Here is a 19,623-nt window from a genome sequence, read left to right as displayed (position 1 = left end):
ATTTTACCATGTAAATTTATATTTGGTATCTCTGGAACTCCATCCATCAATAACACGCACATCAAGTTGTTTTTCTGTTATTAGATTAAATTCAATGCGTGAGCCCCAGTAGGGATTATAAAAATTAAAATCGTGTTGTGTTTGTGCCGTCATAAATGAGCAAGAAAGTGTTCGTGGTTCAGGAGCTCCGAGTCCATCTCCATAGCCTAAATCCAATTGTGTAGATCCCTGTGCGTTTCCCTCTGAGGTAACCGTATTTAGCCAATTGCAGGTAACCATAGCAAATTGAGTATGTTGATTTTTCAATATTAAGCAACTTCTATAATGGGAGCAGGGTTTAGCAAAACTGATACTTGCAATTAAACTTAAACTAATAAAGGCAGAAAATTTCAACATTTTTCTAGCTGCTTCAGGAGAAAGCATTATTTCTATCATGGCTATCAAGTTTTTGTCAACAGCCCCAAGCATTCCATTAGAAATAACGGGAGTAAATGCTTGAATATGTACCATCTTTCTCCATAGCATCCAATGCATTATTGATTCTGGAGATAAGCGCACCCTGATTGAGGTTAGCCAAAATGCCATAGCCCATACCGAAGGGTATCGCCTTGCCAACGAGCTTAAAATAGTCTGGGTTGGTATGTACCCAATATGCTGCGCCAATAAAATCAAACATAATCAAGTCAATGTCATGCTCGGCCAAGTCTCTTAACATATTTTGTTGATTATTGTAAGCGATCACTTTTACGTTATCATACTTTTGCTCTAGAATATATTTGAACACAGTTCCGGCTTCAACGCCGATACGTTTTCCGGTATTGATATTGGTGCTATCAACACCAGAGTCAATCGTTGTTAATAATTGGGCTTGGGTTTGTAAATAGGGCAGGCTAAATGAATAATATTCAAGCCGTTCTTGAGTAATAAAAAAACCATCTATGCCTAGATCTACTTTTCCTGTTGCTACAGATTTCATAATATCTTCAAATGTCATCGGCTCATAGACACATGTAGCATTAATTCGACGACAAATTTCATTGAGGAGATCAATTTCAAATCCTGTAAATACATTATTTGTAGTTGCCTGCATTTCCATGGGGGGATTGAATGATGACGCTCCAATAATGAGCTTTTCAGCGAATAAGTTTGTGCTCATTAGTGCAGACAGAAGCAATGCTACTTGTATCTTCATAAAGCAGGTTCCCTGTATTTTATCTTGAAGAGGTTGTTCCTCTTAAATTTGCCTTGAAATCTATCAAATAAAATTAAAACTAACTCATTAACGGATAAGCACATGAGCAATGAGTGTGAGTTAAAACATATGTTGCAAAATATTCTTTGGGAGCTCGGCGCAAGAATAATGACAACATCATTTTCTTATGATCAGTTTAAGCCACGGGAAATGATACTGCAAATATCATTTGGTATTTGCAGCCATGTCATTACAAGTCATCTTAATTATACGTCACACTTTAAAGGAGCTGCTTGATAATTCTCTTCGTTGAATCGATGAATTTTGTTAAAAAGTGTGTTCTGTAGCGATGATTTTTTAGGAATGCGTTCTTCTTCCTGAGATAAACATGCTTCATATTTTAAAAGCTCACTCGTTTTGAAAAAGCGCTGAGTTTGATAACGTGATTTTTGGTGCTCGGTATTTTCTAATGTATCAATAGTAGGTTCTGTATTTTGCAACTCTTTTTGTATCTGGGTAATTTGTTGGGTACAGATCTCGTGTAATGAGGACATAAGTTCATGTTTTGTTTGCTGTAAGTGAATTTTTATAAATTCGCCTCTTTTATCATCAAGTAATTGATTATGTTTTCGTAATTCTTCGATACACTCAATTTCTTCATTTTGAGTGGCTTGTATAAGCTGGTCGTATTTTGCGATTGATTGATTAATATAAATAATTTTTCCTTGATGAAATACGATTTGACTCATTAACGAAGCGCCTTCTATATAGCCACAGTCAGGCTGTTGTCTGCGTTCTTGCGCTGCTTTAATTCTATTTCCTATTTCTAATATTTCTTTCTCTTGATTACGGATTAGCTCTTCAGTATTTTGTATTTTACTGCGAGTATCCTCAATATTCTTACTTATTCTTGATTGTTCCTTAATAAGATCAATAAAAAATTCATCTGGATTAGTATCTAACATCATTTTTAGTTGTTCGAGATCGACTGGGTTTTTGGTCCAATCCCATTGGCTCATTTCATCAGTCTGTTTGAGTCTTTCTTGAATGAATTCAGGAAGTTCTGATCGATCAATATGTAGGTTATTCCAATCTTCAGCCGTAAGTGCTTTTAATCTAAATAATTTCTCAAATTCCGCGCGTTTTAGTAATGGAAGAGCTTCAATTGCATGTTTGTCAGATAAATTAAGTAGATCCTCTTTATGTTCTTCAAGTGCTAGCTGTAGTTTTTTTAGTTCATTTCGTTCATTTTCTATTCGAGATACGAAAGTAGATTGATATCCTGTAAATCCTTCTTTTAACGGCGCATCTGCTACTTGTATTTCGATGTAGGATTGAATTCCATCAGTACCACTTTGAATACGAATTTGCTCAGGATTTACATTCAGCAAGTGCGCAAATTGAGTTGTTTTTTGGACCAATAAATTGTCTAAAGTGTCTTGATGTAATCCATCAGTTTTATTAAATTCTTTAATTGAACTAAGAAGCTTCTTTTTCAATGCATTAAGTTGATTTAAATAAGGTTTATATGCTTCATAAGTACTAAATCGTTCTGTGGCTTCATAGAGCTCTTGTACAATATGATTTGGATTATTCTGACTCTGATAACTTATATTAAGTAAGCTATTTTTTAGATGATTCCAAATGGGATCATAAGTTTCGAAGAAGTAAGGCGATGTACTTGCTAAATAATGGCGAAATGCATCGATGTGGTGTTCTGAAACCACTTTATCATGACAGTCTTTTCGAAAATCAAGATTACAATGTAGGGGGCTGCTTAATGAGTCTATTGCATTCAAGGCATCATTAATTACAGTGCGAGGTGACGAGTGGCCTACTGAAATCAGATACTTATCTTTTAAAATGGTGTGGTGTTTCTTAAGTCCAATGTAAAGGGCTTGAATTTTATCTTTGTCTTGGCAAGAGGCCATTACATTCTCAGCAAGCTTATAAAGAGCTAAGGCTGCTTCTTTAGCAACAGTACGTTCAAATAATGCATGAAATGGTTCTGGATTTTCTTTTACCCAGGAAAATTCTTCACAAAGACGTTGGGCCAGTTGTTTCATTATTTCTTCGTTATAATGCGTCTGAAGATTTTTTAAATGAATATCTGCAGGTAAAGCTGAGTTTTGATATAGAGTGCAAAAATTAAGCACCAATCCTTGAATTTTAAATTGTTCTACTAATGGAAACTTACGAGATTCTTGGCAGTGATTAAGCATTAATGACTTCATTTGAAACAACAATTCTTGGACTTTATTGCGATCTGCCTTCATCAATTTCTTTTGATAGAATTGAATAATACTTGCAGTCAGTTCTTCTTTTTCCTCGTTATATAGAATTTTATTTTTTTTCTCGATTACTTTATTAATCGCATTGGTGATTATTTCAGGCATAAATGAGGAATTTTGTGAGTGAGTTGGGAAAAGTTTTTCTATTGCGTCTGGACAAACAGCGCAAAATTCGCCAATCAGGCGAGGTAGGATTTGTTTGCTTTGGGCAAGCTCCAGATCTGTTTTCACCTGGCCAATAGGTTTTGTGTAATCAAGCACGGCTCCAGCTTTATCTGCAATAATAGTTTCAAGATTTTGTTGCATCAATGCTTTAGTTGCTTCTTTAAATGGTTTGGATTTTTGAAGTAATGGAGTTTGTACGTTTAATTCTTGAGCGAAGTCTAATTGTTTTAAATATTTTAGCCTTAGACTTTGTTCGTTAGTCATATGTGCTGCTTTTTCTGCTTTAGCTGCCCATTTTTCTTCGCGAGTGATTTCCCAAAGCTTACTGGCAATGCTTTTAAATTGGTTAATGTTCGTAGCAAGAGTGCTCTCGGAGATGCTTGTTTCCTGGGAGCGAGTTAGCTCGCCTAAAAGGGCTTCGCGCCATTGATAAAACTCAAATTTCATTTTAGGATCATCTGGGAAAAGTTCGAGCAGTAATCCTTCCCAAGCTTCAATTTGCTGCATTAATATGTGTTGTGCTTCATCAATCGCTTGGGTGTATAATCCATCAATAGTCGCTTGAGATTTGATTTTAGTTCTTAATAATTCAACAGCCCGTTCATTAATGCGTTGACGTCTCCAGGGAAAAACATAATAAAAAAATTGTGTTAATAAATCTTCTGGTGGTTTCACTTGGTAAATAGGAAGCCATTCACCTGGTTTACCATTTCGTGCAGCACGCCCAGCGATTTGAGTGGTCATTCTTTCGGTATCAGGGTAGGTTTGAATGACAAATAAGCCTTTAGGGTGATCTCCTGTATTTATGTCGATACCTTTTGCAAGCATCGCTGTACCCACAGTAATCGTATTGACTTGTCCTGCTTGCTTTATAATGCGATCCAGTTCACTAGAACTTTCTTTTCCAGTGATGATTTGAATTTTGAAGCCTTGATCTTTATACGCATTTAAACTGGCACCAAGTGCTTGCGCTTCATTAAAATCCTCACTAATAACAAGAATAGGTTGTGTTTGAGTGTGGCTCCAATTTTCGATAGCACTTTTAGTTTGCGTAATTAATGCTTCACGCTCTGCATAAGTTTGAATCTCTGTATCAGGATTGATTTCCATTGTCGGTTTTGTAATAGGACATTTAATTTTGTCCAGGGTTTTATGCATCGCTTGAATCGTTTCTTCACGATTTAAAGTAAAAATAGGATCATGACTGATACGTCTGTCACCGGCGTAGGGGGCAACGCTAATTGCTTGTGTCCCGATTGCGGTAGCCAGACTTTCTAATTCTCGCTTATCTCCTGGGGTGGCAGAAATACCAAGCAGACGTCCATTTGTATTTTGGTAAAATTTGATTAAGCCTCGGGCTGATTGGTTGGAGAGTACTGAAGGAACCGGATCAATAACAAAATATTGAGCATGATCTTTTCGCTCAGCTTTTAAACGAGCTTGTAACGCCTGCTGCACTGCTTCAGTGAAAATAGAACCTGTTTTAGGAGTGCTACGTATTAGAGGGACACAAATAATTTTTTTGGTGGCTTCGTGTCCTGACTCATCTTTTTCTTTAAGCGGTTGAATAATAAAATGTTTATTTTCTACAAGCGTTGCTGCAATGCAGCTTGCATGAATCCATTGTTTTAATTGAGTGTTGCTTGATGCCATCAAATAATTTTGTTTTTCAACACTGCCTTTAAATTGTTCATTAATTTCCTTATTTAAAAATAAACGAAATTGTTCAAGGTCTTCCTCTTCATCCCAAACTTTGCCCTGCGCCGGATCGATATTGCGAAATGTAACTAGATTGATGAATTGATAAGCAAGTGGATAAATCCATTCAGCAGGATTGTTATCTAAGGTTTCATTTTCTGCAACTAATTTATAAAGGGTTACTTGATCTAAAAGGGCATCATCGCATTCATCTAGAACAACGTGGATAGGTCCATTCGTTTCAAGTAGTTTTTCTTTTTTAGATTCTTTTGCAGACAAGCGAAAAAAGGCCATATCTTCAACTGTAGAACAGTTGATTCCATTATGCTTATAGATTTCTGTGGGACTGTCATGTTGGACAAGAGCAGTTTCAATTTCTAAAAACTTGAAAAATGGTTCGCAATTATTTTCGAAATCACGAATTAAAAGTTGTGGGTTAGCTGTACACTGATCAACCGTTCCGCCTTGGGTCCATTGTAATACAGAGAGCATTGGTGTATTGATACTTTTTCCTTCTCCCGTTTTGATGCGCATTAATAAATTGGAGGAAGGATCATTAAGAGCAAGTAAAAGGATCAGCATTTGTGTCGTGTTTGGGAATAATCCTGTAGTGCGAAAATAAATTTCTCTAAGATAGGCTAAAAGTTCTAAATAGGTGATTTCAACTTGCTCTGGAGCAATTGATTTTGAACGTAATTGTGTCAGTAATGTTTTCGCTCGCTCTTTTAAATCATGTCGTGAACTTACAGTTAGTTTTTTTAGGGTTTTAAAATCACTGGGGTTTAATGGGTCGGTATAGCCTAATGTTTCAATAAAAGTTAATTGCTTTGCAAGTTTCAATTGTAACGAATGAGGCAAATCTATTTCATAAAGCAAATCTTGTAAGCTCATTAACGCTTCTTTTACTCTATCAGTTGCAAATTGTTTGCCTAAATCTCTTTGTTCTCCTGTTTTGGCAAAAGGATTCGTATCAAAGCTTAAGCAATATGCCCTAAGTTTCTCTGAGTCATGCGCTAGTAATGCAGAGTTTAAGCTTTGAGTATTGGGATAGGGTGGGGTAGCAAATAATTTTAAAACTTGATCAATGTCTACTGACGAGCGTCGTCCTAAACCTTTAGTTACTTCTAATAGAGCAAATAAGTTAACGGTATAGTCTTTTTTGTTTTGGGAGAGGCCTGTTAAAATTGTTGCAATTTTTGCTCTATTTTCTGCATTGATTTGCGTCAATTGTTGGAGAATAAGGGGATAAGCATTGAGATCCTGCTCGGGATTTTCTGGTGAGAATCGGTCTAATAAAGCGACACAAAGTTCTGCTTGATCTTGATTATGAGTTAGGAATAATTGAGTTTGCTGTACTAGACTTTGTACGAGCTCTGGAGCGGTTGCTCCTGAAAGCTCTGTCAAAATATGAATTATTTTTTTTATAATTAGAGACTTCATGTGTTCCGGAAGATTCGATTTTTTTAATTCATTTAATGCAGCTAAAGGGAAAGGGCTAGGGCTTTTTAAATTATGGGCCATGCTCATTTTAAAGAACATAACTTGAGCTTCATGATCAAGATCACTTAATTCGAAGAGCTCAACTAAACCATGAATTCCTCGCTCAATGGCCGCACTGTCTGCATCAGGATTTTCTTCCAGGGCTTGTGTTGTTAATTTTAAATGGAGATCTAGATTGTCGATCTCTTCTTGAATTAATTTATTAATCAAAATTTGTTTTTGAGTATAATTTAAACGGGTTAACGCACCTGAATTTAATTGCTTATAGATTTTATTGAATTGCTCAGGTAGTCGTTCATGTATATCAATAAGCAAATTGAGATAACTGGCAATAGATTCAATTTTGTTTTTATAATCTTGCAAGGATTGATCAGAGGGGATATTTTCAACAAGCAAGATTGCTTCATTAAGGATACTTCTTTCAAATTCGGGATCTTGGGTATTAAGTTGTTGCAGCGTTTTCTTTAATGCGGGTAATACTTTCTTCTGAATGAGTTCTTCTTTGAAAAAGAATGTTAAAGAATGTGTCTCGTTAAATGCAGCCATCCAAGAAAGACTGGTATTTATATCTAAATCTTTAACAAGAAGTTTATTTTGTGGATTACCAAAAAATGCATTCATTTCAGAAAGAAATAACCCATGCAATTGACTTAAAATAGTTGCAAATGCCGAGCCTGTAGTATTGTCATTAGCATGTCTTTTTCCAGTAAGCAAGAAACTTAAAATAAATTCACCTTTCGTTTTTCCAAGAATACCTACCCCATACATTCCATTAAGTAATATAGGTTTTTTTTCTTCAAAAAAACGTAATTTTTCAATCACATCTGGAAATTTTGGGTTTGGGCTTTGTAATAAAATGACCAGATCATTGACCGCATCAAAAAGTGGTATCAACTCTAGATTTAATTGCTCTCTTAATTGTTGAGGTACAATAAAACTTTGTAGGTTTTTTTGTAATACCGCTTTTAGGGAGTCGATTTTAAAAGCAGCACTTCGCTTTTTTATGGCATCAACTAATGCATCGACAATCAGATCATCAAGCTTAGAAATGTCGCCATTGCCTATTACACAACCTGGTAAAAGATTTTTTCAATGATGTATTCTTTTATCCAATCCTCTTGTTTCTCAACGGTTTTATTTTCAGTTGGAATAGTACTTGGTGAGTTTGCCAGTGTTTCAAACAGTGCTTGAATTTGCTCAATTTTTGGCAATGATTGTGATTTAGAGATATTAATTTGACTTAATGCACTCAAAACGATTTCTTTAAAAGCATCACCTTTTTGTGCGTTTAAATTTTGTAGTGCTAATAATAAATTATTAATGTTGGACTGAGTTAAAACCGGCTCATTGAGTTTTGCTAATAATTTGATGAGATCAGAGGATAAAATTTGGCGATTCTCTTGTACTGTTGTTGTGAAAGAGTTTATGACTGAAAGTGAGTGTAGGTTGTCTTCTGGAGATGGAGTAGTTTTTTGAATGCGTTCTTGTAGGATGTTAAATACGTCAAATCCTTCATTCTCTAAACATGAGATAACAGGTTCAATTAGATCATTTTTAAAATTTTTATTGGGAAATACATCTTTAATTTCAATGCATTGCTTTAATAAAAAATCTATTTGAGCCAAAGAAGGGATGGGTTTAAATTTAAAACAGCGAGTGAATGCCTGTAATAGTTCATTTCGCTGATTTTGATGTACTTGTTGTAATGAGTGAATACAGCTTGTTACGTATTGTTTCCACTGCTCAATGTTGATAGTTGTGTTGTCGGCAAAAGTACAGGTTAAGATAAAAATTAATTGTTTTTTTTGTAGTGGTGTCCAGGAACTCAGTTTTTCAATGTCATGTAATTGGGTTTGAATATCGGATAGTCTGAGTTCTTTTTTCCAATTTTGTCCCATATATCGAAATAACCATGGCGAAAGCTCACTGTGTTCATTTTCGATTTGGCGGTAAATGAGTTCTGGATCAGTAATCGTATCTTCAGGATTTTCTAGTTTCATGCAAGAAGCTACTTGTTTAAATTGTTGAGACGCAGATTTTTGCGTCATCGCATAGTGTACACCCGTTGGCCCCCAATTCAGTTGGGTTAAAGAAAGACACTGTTCTTGTGGGTTTTCTGCATGTTCTATCACATCTAATATACGGTTTAATGTAATAAGAAGATGCCCCTTATGTTCGATGGGACATGGAGTAGGAAGAGTCAAATTTTTTTCTGCAATTCCAGGTAGAAATACCTGCGTATAGGCCTCAAAAAACGTGTTAAAGTCAAAACTACTTTTATCATAGTTTAGATGAGCAGTGACTAAACTATTCCACCATTCTTTTTGTTCTGCGGGGAGATGTATTAATTTTTGAAGATTTTTAATGCCCCGGGTAGTCAAAAGTGAGTCTTGTACCTCTGGATTTTCAAGAAACGCGAGGCTAATTTTTTTATTTAAGCACGTATTCAGAAGCCTTACTAATAAAAGAGCATGTGCTTTGCCGCCCAGTATAAATTGTTTGCATAAAAATGGAACTATAGACTGAATTTGTTTTGGCGAAATAATCGATTGGCTATTGGATTTAGGAATGTGCACTAATGCGTTAAGTTCCTCTTCGTATTTGGGGAATAAACTGATTAATGCATTTTTTTGTGTTGTTGTGTATGAACTATTCAGTAATAAAGCTATGGTGCTTTTCGATACATCTGGTAATAAACGGGTTATGAGTTCTGTTGAGGGTAAAATGAGTGGGGTTTGATTTTTCAGTGTAGGAGCTAATGGGGAAGGAAGTCTTCTTGGTGTATCAGTATAACAAAGCGCTTGTTTGTCTTTATTAATATAAAATCCTTTGGGGAGATTATTGGGGATAATTCCATCTTTAAATGCATATGAAAACTCTTTAATTTTTAGTACAGCAGATTCTTGAAAGTGCTTGATACCGAGGGCTTTAAGCTGCTGGGTAAGTGCAGGAAATTCAGGCAATTCAACAGAAATTAGAATGGGAGTCTCTGTTACTAAATGTTCTATATGTTCTTGTTGAGTATCCTTTTGAATGCCAGGTGCTTTAGGTAGCACAAAGCTTTTTTGAATTTGGATACGCGCTCGTACAGATTGGGAATTTGTAGCCAACGCTTTTTTTAAAGGATAAATTTTAGGCCCGCTCAAGGTGCTTTGGAGAATTATTTCTGCTGTTTTATTTAATACTGTTCGACGTGCGCTTAGGGCGAGTTGATTTGAAATTTGTTCATTGCCAGGGATTTTAAAAATAAAAAGACGTTTGCGTGGTTCGCTAATAAAATCTAATAAAGTATCAATGTCCTGAGAGGAGATGTGCTCTGGGTCAAGTTCAATTTCTATAGGGTTATAATTGACTTCAGTTTCATATGAAGAAACCAAGTTTTCCAGTAGGGAGTGCAGGTATTTATTTTTCGAAGATTGAGCCACAACAAAACTCCTGTAGAATTGAGGAAAATATGCAGAAATATTTCAACTTTGTTCAGCAAAATATCTGGCAAAAAAGAAAAATATCTGTTCTTTTTTCATTAAAATTGATTTCATTATAATGAAAAAAAGGGAATGTACAAAGTGTGTTATGTAGATTAATTATTCATAAAAATCTTTTTTAAATCATTTGTTAATTAAAATGGAGAAGAGGTTTTATTAACCTTGATTGGGGGCCCTTTAAGTACTTTTTGTAGTTCAAGGGGCTACAAAAACAGCATGATTAATATTAACTGAATCATCATATTAATTATTAGAAAATTTTGTTTGCTTAATAGTTTTATTTGGATCGTCTAGAGTTTTAATTCCAGATAGGTTTTCCTTAATCGTCTGTTGCTTTGAAAGCAAATCCATATGGTTCACTATATCTTGGGCATTATAAGCATAGCGTAAGCCTAAGTGGGTTTGCCGGTCTTGGTGAGAAACGTCTGAAAGAACATCTTCAATATGACAAAGTTCGCCAGAACTACTTACAACTTTATCGGGTAATTCAATGGTTTGTTTGGTGAGATTTTCTAATTCTTTGGGTTCATCTAAAAAAGCAACTTTGATTTGAGAAATATCGACATTTTTTTCTGCCAAATGTTTTAAAGTTTCATATATATTTTTAACTCCTGGCCTATAATGACCACTATAACAAGTAATGACTTCAATTTGACCGTTTTTAATTTGCATTTCACCTGCGCCTAATACCAAGCCACCTTCAGTCATGGTGGAGTGAGCTATTTTATCAGTCTTATCTTTATGATTAAAAAGATATATGTCTCCATCCGCGTTAATCGTAAAAGCGCAATATCCCCCTTTTCCATGAGATAACATATCTGATGTATCAGCAAGTGTTGTCGTGGCTAATTCTCTATCATACCTTACAATTCGCCCCTCGCGAATGAGTGCGCGATGAGGATCGCGGTCTTTAGGTGCGAGCATCTTTGTTTGTCCCTTGCTGTCTTGTTGTTTAGAAAGCTCATTCACCTCTAATAATTGTCCTCGTTCTTTTGCTAGAGCAAGTTTTGCTGTCCTCCTCCATCTATATTGTGCAGTACTAGTCGCATTATTCTCTGCAGGAATTTTATTTAACTTAAGACTTTCGTTAGGAACCAGATTATACTTATCTCCATTCAGGTTTAATTTTTTTGGTAACTCATTTTCATTATTAATTGCTTGGTAAACTTTTTTACTTGCTATCAATGTCAGTTTATTATTTGTCCTATTAGTAAGAGCTTTCATTGTATTCATATACTTTTCTGCTGTTTTTTGTAGTTCTTCCTTTTCACTGGGAAATAAATATTCATTTTCTTTCAGGGCTTTTTGGCAAGTCTCATAAATATGATAAGCATTAGCGATTGTTTGAGTTAGGGTCTGTTTTTCATTTCGATTAGATAAGATTTCGACTTCTGAAAATAAAATACCTATTTGCTGTCTTTTATCACACATGTCGTTAATATTTGTTAGGTTGATTCCTTTCTCTAGGCAATATTGATTTAAGTTGTTTTTAAGAGTTTCCAGTTCCTGAATAACTTCATTTTTGTCATTTTCCTCAACCTCTGGGCCGAAATGCCCATCATTAAAGCTAGCTATGTATAACCTGAAATCAACAATAACATTAAGTTTTTCTGCAAGAGAGTCAGCTTGTTTATATTGAGATTTATATTCTTCAATTTGATTACTGATTTCTGTGTCCATAAATTATGCCATTTGAAACTTATATATATTAAATGATAGCATATTGGTCAGAATGAAATTAAAATAAATATTGGAGTAGATAAAGAGCCTCTAAAAATAATTTAGATGAGTAGCACAAGGGCTAATTTGGGGTTGGGCACCGAATGAATGTTATTTCATTTTTCTAACCTTGAGATGAATGGGATCATATAATTTAGGACTATAACGATTCAATTGGTTTAATTTAATCATATAAAGTAACAGTTTTGGGAATTAAAAGTATCTTCTTTTGGAAAAATGTAAAATTTACTTGACAGAGCTAAGGTAGCTCATTAAACTTCGAACCTAATTTGGGGTTATAGCTCAGCTGGGAGAGCGCTTGCATGGCATGCAAGAGGTCGGCGGTTCGATCCCGCCTAGCTCCACCATCAACATCTTAGATGTTGATGGAAAAAATGTTCCGGGTCCCCATCGTCTAGAGGCCTAGGACATCGCCCTTTCACGGCGAGAACAGGGGTTCGAACCCCCTTGGGGACGCCATTTTTTTGTATTGGTAAGTAGTATTTAGTAGTATCTTTAGTTCCAGGTCCCCATCGTCTAGAGGCCTAGGACATCGCCCTTTCACGGCGAGAACAGGGGTTCGAACCCCCTTGGGGACGCCATCATCAAGATCTAATGCAGCTTGTTATCAGACAACAATTTTTTTATTTAAAAAATAATAAAATTTGATTGCGCTAAACCACATCAGATTCAACTTCTATCAAGTCAAAATTGTCCTTAATTATAGCCTTTCAAAAATTGTTCTCGTGTTAAATCCAAACAATCGTTCATGCATTCTATATGCATATTCATCAGTCATATTGGCGATATAATCACAAACAATTCGATAAGCAGCTGTTTCATCAGCAGACTCTTTAAACAAAATTCTATTTTTATTATCTAGTAAACTGCCTGGGTTTGAGCTTATGGCATCAAACAATCTAAGTACCACTGTTTGTCCGCCATACTCAAAAGTACGTGCCTCTTGGGAGTCAATAACATTAGTGTAGATGCATTGTTTCAAATAATGGAGCAGCGCATCTGCCTCTGGAATTAATGCAAGATTATATTTAAGTAAATTATTTTCAAAATTTTCGTTTGTGATAATGATCTGCGTAGAAGTGATGAAGTAGTTGACCATTTCGCCAATGGTTTGTTTTCTTGAATATAAATCTGATGAGAATAAAGAATCAATGAGATGAGTTTTTCGATGATTTAATGCCGTATTAGCTAAAAGTAGCCTGAATTCTTCAGTATCTAGATGAGCAGGATTTATGAGTCTTAAATGGATGGCATCTTCGAGATCATGAACTCCATAAGCAATATCATCGGCGATATCCATGATGGAACAATCAAAGCTATGATAAGTGGATTTACCCATCTTTGTCCCTTGGGGAATTTGTGTTAAAGATTGAAATAACTCTTTATCGTTATTAGAAAAAGGAGAGAGTAGCCAATCAATTTCGTGCTGTTCGCAATCAAAATAAGCTTTAGGAGGCAACCAGTCGTTAATTTTGATGGTTTTATGAATGGATTCATGGACAGGAGGGTGTTGAGGTGCAACAACAGAGGATCGTTTTACTGGATATTTGAGTATACCAAGAAGTGTACGTCGGGTTAAATCAAGGCCATAAGTCCCATAACTACTTTCAACTTTGGTAAGTAGTCTTAACGTTTGTCCATTTGCTTCAAAACCACCATAATTGCGCATCATATAATTCAGTGCTACTTCACCTCCATGCCCAAATGGTGGGTGACCAATATCATGCAGTAAACATATAACAGAGATAAGATCATCATTAGGTAATAAACCAGAAAGCATTGAATGCTTTTCTCGAGTTATTAAAAGATTATGCACGATACTACGGCCTATTGAATCTACTTCTAATGAGTGTGTGAGGCGTGTACGATGAAAATCTCCTTCATCAGTTCCTAAAATCTGTGTTTTTCTTTGTAATCTTCTAAACGCAGGACAATGGATGACACGTGTTCGATCCCGTTCGTAGGGATCTCGATGATCTTGAGAGCCTCTTTGATTGGTTTGTCCTGAACGTCTGTGTGTCCACATAAGTTATTGCCCTAATAAAAACAATTACTGTAAGACATTATTTGTTCTTTAACAACACAAAAATCTAAAGTTTTTTCTAACTTGGTAGATATAGTAATTAAATAGGAACTGTAAATACTCTAGGTTAAATACAAGGTTAGGGCTTGGAGACGTAACGAATAATAAGAAGAATCATAAATCAGGGGAGTGATCATGAATGATGCATTTAAATTAACGGTGATAGGGATTTGCGCTTTTAGTATGTCTTCTTGTTCTATGATGGATAAGAATGAATATCCAAATTATCCAACATATGTTTATGATCCTGCACAACCCTATACGTTAAATAATTATAATACGGTTAATTATGATTATAGCTATCGTCAAAAAGAAGAAGTTGTTGTCCCTGATTCATATCATGTAGGAGAACTTCATTCTCCAGTATCATTTAAGGATAGAGATCAAACTTGGGTCAATAGCCAAAATCCTCAAGGTTATACGATTGAACTGACTGAAGGTGAAAAGGCGTCTCAAGTAGCACAAGTTCTCTATAAAGCCCCAAAAAATGACCGTATGGCACAAGTAAAATATGACCGTGATGGTAAAACTCATTACAAAGGGGTATACGGTACTTACACTAGTGCTGAAGAGGCACAAAAAGCACTTAATGCCTTGCCACCGGAGATTAAAAGTGGGGCTTCGGTGATTAATTGGAGCAGTGTACAACAATAGACATAGTTAGATTAAAATAGTTAATAAGGGCGAAAAATGTTCTCTCATACTTACGTTTTTCTAATTATATGTCTCGTTTCTGGTTTTATTGCATATAAAGAAACAAATCCTACATCCTTATTGATTGCAAGGGTTATTTTTTCAGTATCTTTAATTGCTCTGTTAGCGCACGCGCCACACCCAGCAGATCTTTAAAAAGAGTTTTTGTGCAAGCTGGGTTTATTTATGAGATTTTTGCTGTAGAGCTAATGAGGATCATTAGACGAGTCACGCCTGGTGTTTTTGTGCGATCCGCTTCAAATTGCTTCACTGTGATTGCATATCCTTGGTTAATTTTTTCCAACCAAGCAATAAACATGTTAAATGCGACTGCATCAAAAGTAAGTTGAATATCACCAGATCCTGTTTGTTGTAATTGATAAGGGAACTTCAAAGTAGGATCATTTTTAAGTTGGGTTGCTAATGCCGTTAATAATTGGCTGTTATTCACTATCTGTTTGGTTTGTGTGGTGCGATCTTGTAGTTTTATCTTTTTCATCCACTGTAGTGTGCTTATTTTTTCAACTAGTTGTGCTGACTTCTGGGTTACACGATTGCTTAATGGTGTATATAAAAAAAGATAATATATGTAGAGCACCAGGCAGAGTCCTGTTCCAAGGAGCAACCATTTCTCTCTTTCATTGAGTGTACTTAAATAAGATTTCATGTTAACTCCAAAGTAGCAACAACCTGTTGCTCATGGGTAGATGCTTGAGTTTGCTTTACCTTTAATTGAAGTTTTTTTAATTCATTCTCTAATTCTTCAAGACTGGCAAAGTCCGTACTTATTAAAGTCACAGATAGGGTTTTATTTTGAAAGCGTAATTGTTCTAGGGTAATTCGATCATTTTTCATTACTTTAGCAAATTGATTGAGCAAAAACCAAAAACGATTTTGATCTTCTGTATTATTGCTTTTTAAAAGTTGAGTAATACGAAATTTAGGACTAATAATCTGTTTCGCATCAGGGAAAAACTCATGATAAATCACGGCAATCTGCTCATCAATTTTTTGAGTTTGTTTATTTAATGAATGCAACTGAATAGCATTCACAGCTAAAAGCGATATTAACCAAAGACAAAAGAGTGTGGCGGTAAGGAGATATTTCTTTTTCAGTAAATTTGCTTTATCTCCATGCTGCATTTCGCCTTGACAGAGATTCATTAATTTAGTTTTTAATAGCCTTTGTGCAATCCAGACTGAAGAGTATTCCTGTTTTTGCGGAAAGCTGGAGTAGGTTGGGGGGCTATCTGTAAAAAGCAAAGGCTCTTGGTCAGGGTGATTTTTAAGATAGATATCAATAAGCTCTTCTTTAAGAGCACCTTTAAATTCATCAGTATTTATAAGTAGAGTTGCCTCATTAAAGCAGAGTTCTTTGGGTTCTAAAGCAAACCAATCTAAGGTAATTCCAACAAATTCAATGTCGTGTTCTTGAAACACCTGCATCAGGTAGCGAATCCTGTGCTTACTTACAACGGTAATTAAGTATTGGTTGTTTTGATATCTTGCTCTATCAAATGCAAAATGTAACTCATCTACTGATTGTGCCAATTTGTCTTCTAGTGCATAAGGGATTGCGGCTCTGGCTTTTCGTTCAGGAAGCCATGACAACTCTAGATTGAGAAGACTTGCTTGTTCGCTTGTTTCAATGACTAAAGTCTTACATTCATGTTGCAATGTTTTGATTTCAATAAAATCACGTTGTGCAGGTGGAACGATTAATGTTCCATCTGCATTAATTTTTAGACAAAAACAGCCGTTCTCATCAAGATGTTTTGTGAATAGAAAAAGGGTATCCATTCCTAAGTATAAGCTCTATGTTTTTTGTGATTCATTACTGTCCATTGGTGTTTTAATTGTTGTGCTAATAAATAAACTACAAGCGCATATTGAGGACTTGAATTGTAACGAGTAATGACAAAGAAGTTTGGATAGGCTATCCAATATTCATTTCCTCGCGCTGTAGTAAGCTCAATCAAACCTGCGCGGGATGGATGATTATGCGCAGCTGTTACAGGTCTTACTCCATTTGCTATTAATTGTGAATAGGAGTAATTCGCTCTTTTAGGATTCATATGTATGTATTTATATTGCGTTCCTCGTAATACAGCATGTTGTGCAATTCCATCATTTGATTTCCAGCCGTGATGATAGAAGTAATTTGCAATACTTCCTATAGAATCATCATTATTTGTAACTAAGTCACGTTTACCTGTATTGTTAAAATCAACAGCAAAATTACGATAGCTACTCGGCATAAATTGAGGTTGGCCTATCGCACCAGCATAAGAGCCCTTATATTGTGTTGCAGGAACTCCATGCTCACGACAAAGAAGTAAGTATTCTTTTAATTCCTTGGTGAAATAAGGCGCGCGTTTTGGATAGTTGAATGCCAGCGTTGCTAAGGCATCGAGAACTCGGTACTCACCTTGCTTTTCACCGTATAAAGTTTCTACACCCAAAATTGCAACAATAATTTCTGGGGGGACACCGTATTTTTTCTTTGCTTTTTCTAAGGCTTTTCTATTGGCAACCCAATAATTTAGTCCACTATTTAAGCGGGCAGGAGTTAAGAATATATCTCGATATACATCCCAGTTTTTCTTTTCATAAGGTTTTTCCATTGACTCAATAATTTGAGGTTGAATTACTACCTGATTCATTGTGGCAGTAAGCTCCTTAGCACTAAAATGATATTGCTTCACCATACTTTTAATAAAAAGTTGGACATCCTTTCTTTTTGTAAATGCAGTATCTGAATAAGTTGAAAAAGAGAAAAAGAACAGTATTAGCGCAATAAACCCCAGACCATGTGCTCGTCTCATAGCATACTCTATATATATTAAAACGAAGGAACAAATTTTATTAAAAATATGATGCATTAGCAAATACTTTCAGGCCGAGCATATTTAAGCTAAAATGCGCTATTTGCAAAAAGGTTATTACAGTTGAGTGATTTAAAGCGAATTCGTAATTTTTCAATTATTGCCCATATCGACCATGGTAAATCAACCCTGGCTGATAGATTTATTCAAATTTGTGGCGGTTTAACTGAACGTGAAATGAGTGCACAAGTTCTTGATTCTATGGATATTGAACGAGAGCGAGGAATCACTATTAAAGCGCAATGTGTTTCCTTAGATTACCGGGCAAAAGATGGCAAAACCTATTTATTAAATTTTATCGATACACCAGGACATGTGGATTTTAGCTATGAGGTGTCTCGTTCACTTGCTGCTTGTGAAGGTGCGATTTTAGTTGTCGATGCTGCTCAGGGCGTGGAAGCACAGACTGTTGCGGTATGTTACACTGCAATTGATCAATCATTGTCTGTATTGCCAGTGCTCAATAAAATTGATTTGCCTCAAGCGGAACCAGAGCGCGTGATTTCTGAAATTGAAGATATTATTGGCGTAGACGCACACGATGCAATAAGGGTAAGTGCCAAAGTTGGTTTGGGGGTAGAAGATGTACTTGAGGCGTTAGTCAAACATATTCCCCCGCCAGAAGGGGATATTAATAAACCTTTGCAAGCATTAATCATTGACTCATGGTTTGATAGTTACCTTGGGGTGGTTTCTCTAGTACGCATCGTCAATGGTTCAATACGCAAAGGTGATAAGATGCGAGTGATGTCTACTGGTCGCTCTTATGAAGTTGATCAAGTAGGTATATTTACTCCAAAGCGCACCAAACTCGATGCGCTCAATGCAGGGGAAGTAGGCTATGTTGTTGCTGGAATTAAAGAGATTCAAGGGGCCCCCGTTGGTGATACCCTAACTTTAGAAAAAAATCCTGCGGATAAAGAGCTGCCGGGATTTCAACGGGTTAAACCTCAAGTTTATGCGGGCTTATTTCCTATTAGCGCTGATGATTTTGAGGCTTTTCGGGAGGCTTTGGCTAAATTAAGTTTAAATGACGCTTCATTGTTTTACGAGCCTGAGTCGTCAGAAGCGCTAGGTTTTGGATTCCGTTGTGGTTTCTTAGGAATGCTGCATATGGAAATTGTCCAGGAGCGTCTGGAAAGAGAATATAATTTAGATTTAATTTCTACAGCGCCTACAGTTGTCTACCAAATAGTAACACAAAAAGGAGAAACTTTACTTATTGATAATCCTTCCTTGCTTCCTCCAATTCCACAGATTAAAGAAATGTATGAGCCTATAGTCAGGGCTAATATATTAGTACCTCAAGATTATCTTGGTTCTATTATCACTCTGTGTATCGAACGGCGTGGGGTGCAGGTTAATATGACTTATAGTGGTCGACAGGTTTCTGTTACGTATGATATCCCTATGAGTGAAGTAGTTTCAGATTTTTTTGACCGTTTAAAATCAGTAAGTCGCGGCTATGCTTCATTAGATTATAATTTTTTGCGCTTTGAAGAAGCTGATTTAGTAAAAATGGATATTTTGATCAATAGCGAGCGTGTCGATGCACTTTCTGTCATTGTTCATCGTTCTTCGGCTCATAGCAGAGGTAAATTGATTGCAGAGAAAATGCGTGATTTGATTCCACGCCAAATGTTTGATGTAGCGATTCAAGCAGCATTGGGAAGTCATATTATTGCTCGACAAACAGTTAAGGCTTTACGTAAAAATGTTACTGCAAAATGCTACGGTGGCGATGTCTCGCGTAAACGAAAATTATTGGAAAAGCAAAAAGCAGGTAAAAAGCGTATGAAACAAGTGGGGCATGTGGAAATACCCCAAGAGGCATTTATGGCTGTTTTTCAAACAGATAAAAAGAAATAGGCGTACTTTTTAGGATCTAAAG

The 19,623-nt window shown here is 35.9% G+C and carries 11 protein-coding genes and 3 tRNA genes; 5 read left to right on the top strand and 9 right to left on the bottom strand.

Translation table 11 applies throughout. The features are described from left to right. Window positions 1-3 precede the first annotated feature (3 nt). The 5 genes from EL220_RS12070 to EL220_RS19095 all read right to left on the bottom strand — a co-directional run bounded on the left by EL220_RS12070 (window position 4) and on the right by EL220_RS19095 (window position 12,011). On the bottom strand, window positions 4-510 hold the full coding sequence (locus EL220_RS12070) for a hypothetical protein (protein ID WP_232002425.1): 507 nt from the start codon (window positions 508-510) through the stop codon (window positions 4-6). Beyond that, complete coding sequence (locus EL220_RS12065) at window positions 473-1,192, bottom strand: transporter substrate-binding domain-containing protein (RefSeq protein WP_027270222.1); 720 nt, start codon at window positions 1,190-1,192, stop codon at window positions 473-475. The genes EL220_RS12070 and EL220_RS12065 overlap by 38 nt, the downstream gene beginning before the upstream one ends. Window positions 1,193-1,458: 266 nt before the next feature. Further along, window positions 1,459-7,740, bottom strand: a complete 6,282-nt coding sequence (locus tag EL220_RS12060) for a preprotein translocase subunit SecA (RefSeq protein ID WP_232002424.1) — start codon at window positions 7,738-7,740, stop codon at window positions 1,459-1,461. A gap of 170 nt (window positions 7,741-7,910) precedes the next feature. Next, on the bottom strand, window positions 7,911-10,271 hold the full coding sequence (locus tag EL220_RS19100) for a hypothetical protein (RefSeq protein ID WP_232002423.1): 2,361 nt from the start codon (window positions 10,269-10,271) through the stop codon (window positions 7,911-7,913). Window positions 10,272-10,574: 303 nt separating this feature from the next. After that, window positions 10,575-12,011, bottom strand: a complete 1,437-nt coding sequence (locus tag EL220_RS19095) for a hypothetical protein (protein WP_232002422.1) — start codon at window positions 12,009-12,011, stop codon at window positions 10,575-10,577. A gap of 331 nt (window positions 12,012-12,342) precedes the next feature. On the opposite strand from EL220_RS19095, the gene EL220_RS12045 reads away from it, so the two are divergent. The 3 genes from EL220_RS12045 to EL220_RS12035 all read left to right on the top strand — a co-directional run bounded on the left by EL220_RS12045 (window position 12,343) and on the right by EL220_RS12035 (window position 12,652). Next, window positions 12,343-12,418 (top strand) — tRNA-Ala (locus EL220_RS12045). 36 nt (window positions 12,419-12,454) lie between these two features. Beyond that, a tRNA-Glu gene (locus EL220_RS12040) sits at window positions 12,455-12,530 on the top strand. Between the two features lie 46 nt (window positions 12,531-12,576). Then, window positions 12,577-12,652, top strand: a tRNA-Glu gene (locus EL220_RS12035). A gap of 119 nt (window positions 12,653-12,771) precedes the next feature. On the opposite strand, the gene EL220_RS12030 is transcribed toward EL220_RS12035, so the two are convergent. Next, complete coding sequence (locus EL220_RS12030; RefSeq protein WP_027270221.1) at window positions 12,772-14,097, bottom strand: anti-phage deoxyguanosine triphosphatase; 1,326 nt, start codon at window positions 14,095-14,097, stop codon at window positions 12,772-12,774. A 192-nt stretch (window positions 14,098-14,289) separates the two neighbouring features. Here EL220_RS12030 and EL220_RS12025 point away from each other — a divergent pair, with 192 nt between their 5' ends. Next, a complete protein-coding gene (locus EL220_RS12025; protein WP_027270220.1) occupies window positions 14,290-14,808 on the top strand; it encodes a hypothetical protein in 519 nt (172 codons plus the stop codon). Between the two features lie 223 nt (window positions 14,809-15,031). On the opposite strand, the gene lspM is transcribed toward EL220_RS12025, so the two are convergent. The 3 genes from lspM to mltB are packed head-to-tail and all read right to left on the bottom strand — an operon-like array spanning window position 15,032 to window position 17,672. Then, window positions 15,032-15,514, bottom strand: a complete 483-nt coding sequence (lspM, locus tag EL220_RS12020) for a GspM family type II secretion system protein LspM (protein ID WP_027270219.1) — start codon at window positions 15,512-15,514, stop codon at window positions 15,032-15,034. Then, window positions 15,511-16,647 carry a type II secretion system protein GspL gene (gspL, locus tag EL220_RS12015; protein WP_027270218.1) on the bottom strand — a complete coding sequence of 379 codons (1,137 nt, stop codon included), beginning with the start codon at window positions 16,645-16,647 and terminating at the stop codon, window positions 15,511-15,513. Before gspL ends, lspM begins: the two co-directional genes overlap by 4 nt. 2 nt (window positions 16,648-16,649) lie before the next feature. Beyond that, window positions 16,650-17,672, bottom strand: coding sequence for a lytic murein transglycosylase B (gene mltB / locus EL220_RS12010; RefSeq protein WP_027270217.1), 1,023 nt, complete (start codon window positions 17,670-17,672; stop codon window positions 16,650-16,652). A 123-nt stretch (window positions 17,673-17,795) separates the two neighbouring features. Here mltB and lepA point away from each other — a divergent pair, with 123 nt between their 5' ends. Beyond that, window positions 17,796-19,601: a translation elongation factor 4 gene (lepA, locus tag EL220_RS12005; protein WP_027270216.1), complete on the top strand. Its 1,806-nt coding sequence runs from the start codon at window positions 17,796-17,798 to the stop codon at window positions 19,599-19,601. Window positions 19,602-19,623: the final 22 nt, after the last annotated feature.

The sequence above is a fragment of the Legionella sainthelensi genome (assembly GCF_900637685.1).
GTDB lineage: Bacteria > Pseudomonadota > Gammaproteobacteria > Legionellales > Legionellaceae > Legionella > Legionella sainthelensi.
This window is presented reverse-complemented; position numbering and strand designations above follow the sequence as displayed.

Bases quoted from the DNA above. Each gene is read 5' to 3' on its own strand.
- EL220_RS12065 (WP_027270222.1), bottom strand. From the start codon at position 1,192: ATGAAGATACAAGTAGCATTGCTTCTGTCTGCACTAATGAGCACAAAC.
- EL220_RS12070 (WP_232002425.1), bottom strand. From the start codon at position 510: ATGGTACATATTCAAGCATTTACTCCCGTTATTTCTAATGGAATGCTT.
- EL220_RS12030 (WP_027270221.1), bottom strand. From the start codon at position 14,097: ATGTGGACACACAGACGTTCAGGACAAACCAATCAAAGAGGCTCTCAA.
- mltB (WP_027270217.1), bottom strand. From the start codon at position 17,672: ATGAGACGAGCACATGGTCTGGGGTTTATTGCGCTAATACTGTTCTTT.
- lspM (WP_027270219.1), bottom strand. From the start codon at position 15,514: ATGAAATCTTATTTAAGTACACTCAATGAAAGAGAGAAATGGTTGCTC.
- gspL (WP_027270218.1), bottom strand. From the start codon at position 16,647: ATGGATACCCTTTTTCTATTCACAAAACATCTTGATGAGAACGGCTGT.
- EL220_RS19095 (WP_232002422.1), bottom strand. From the start codon at position 12,011: ATGGACACAGAAATCAGTAATCAAATTGAAGAATATAAATCTCAATAT.
- EL220_RS12025 (WP_027270220.1), top strand. From the start codon at position 14,290: ATGAATGATGCATTTAAATTAACGGTGATAGGGATTTGCGCTTTTAGT.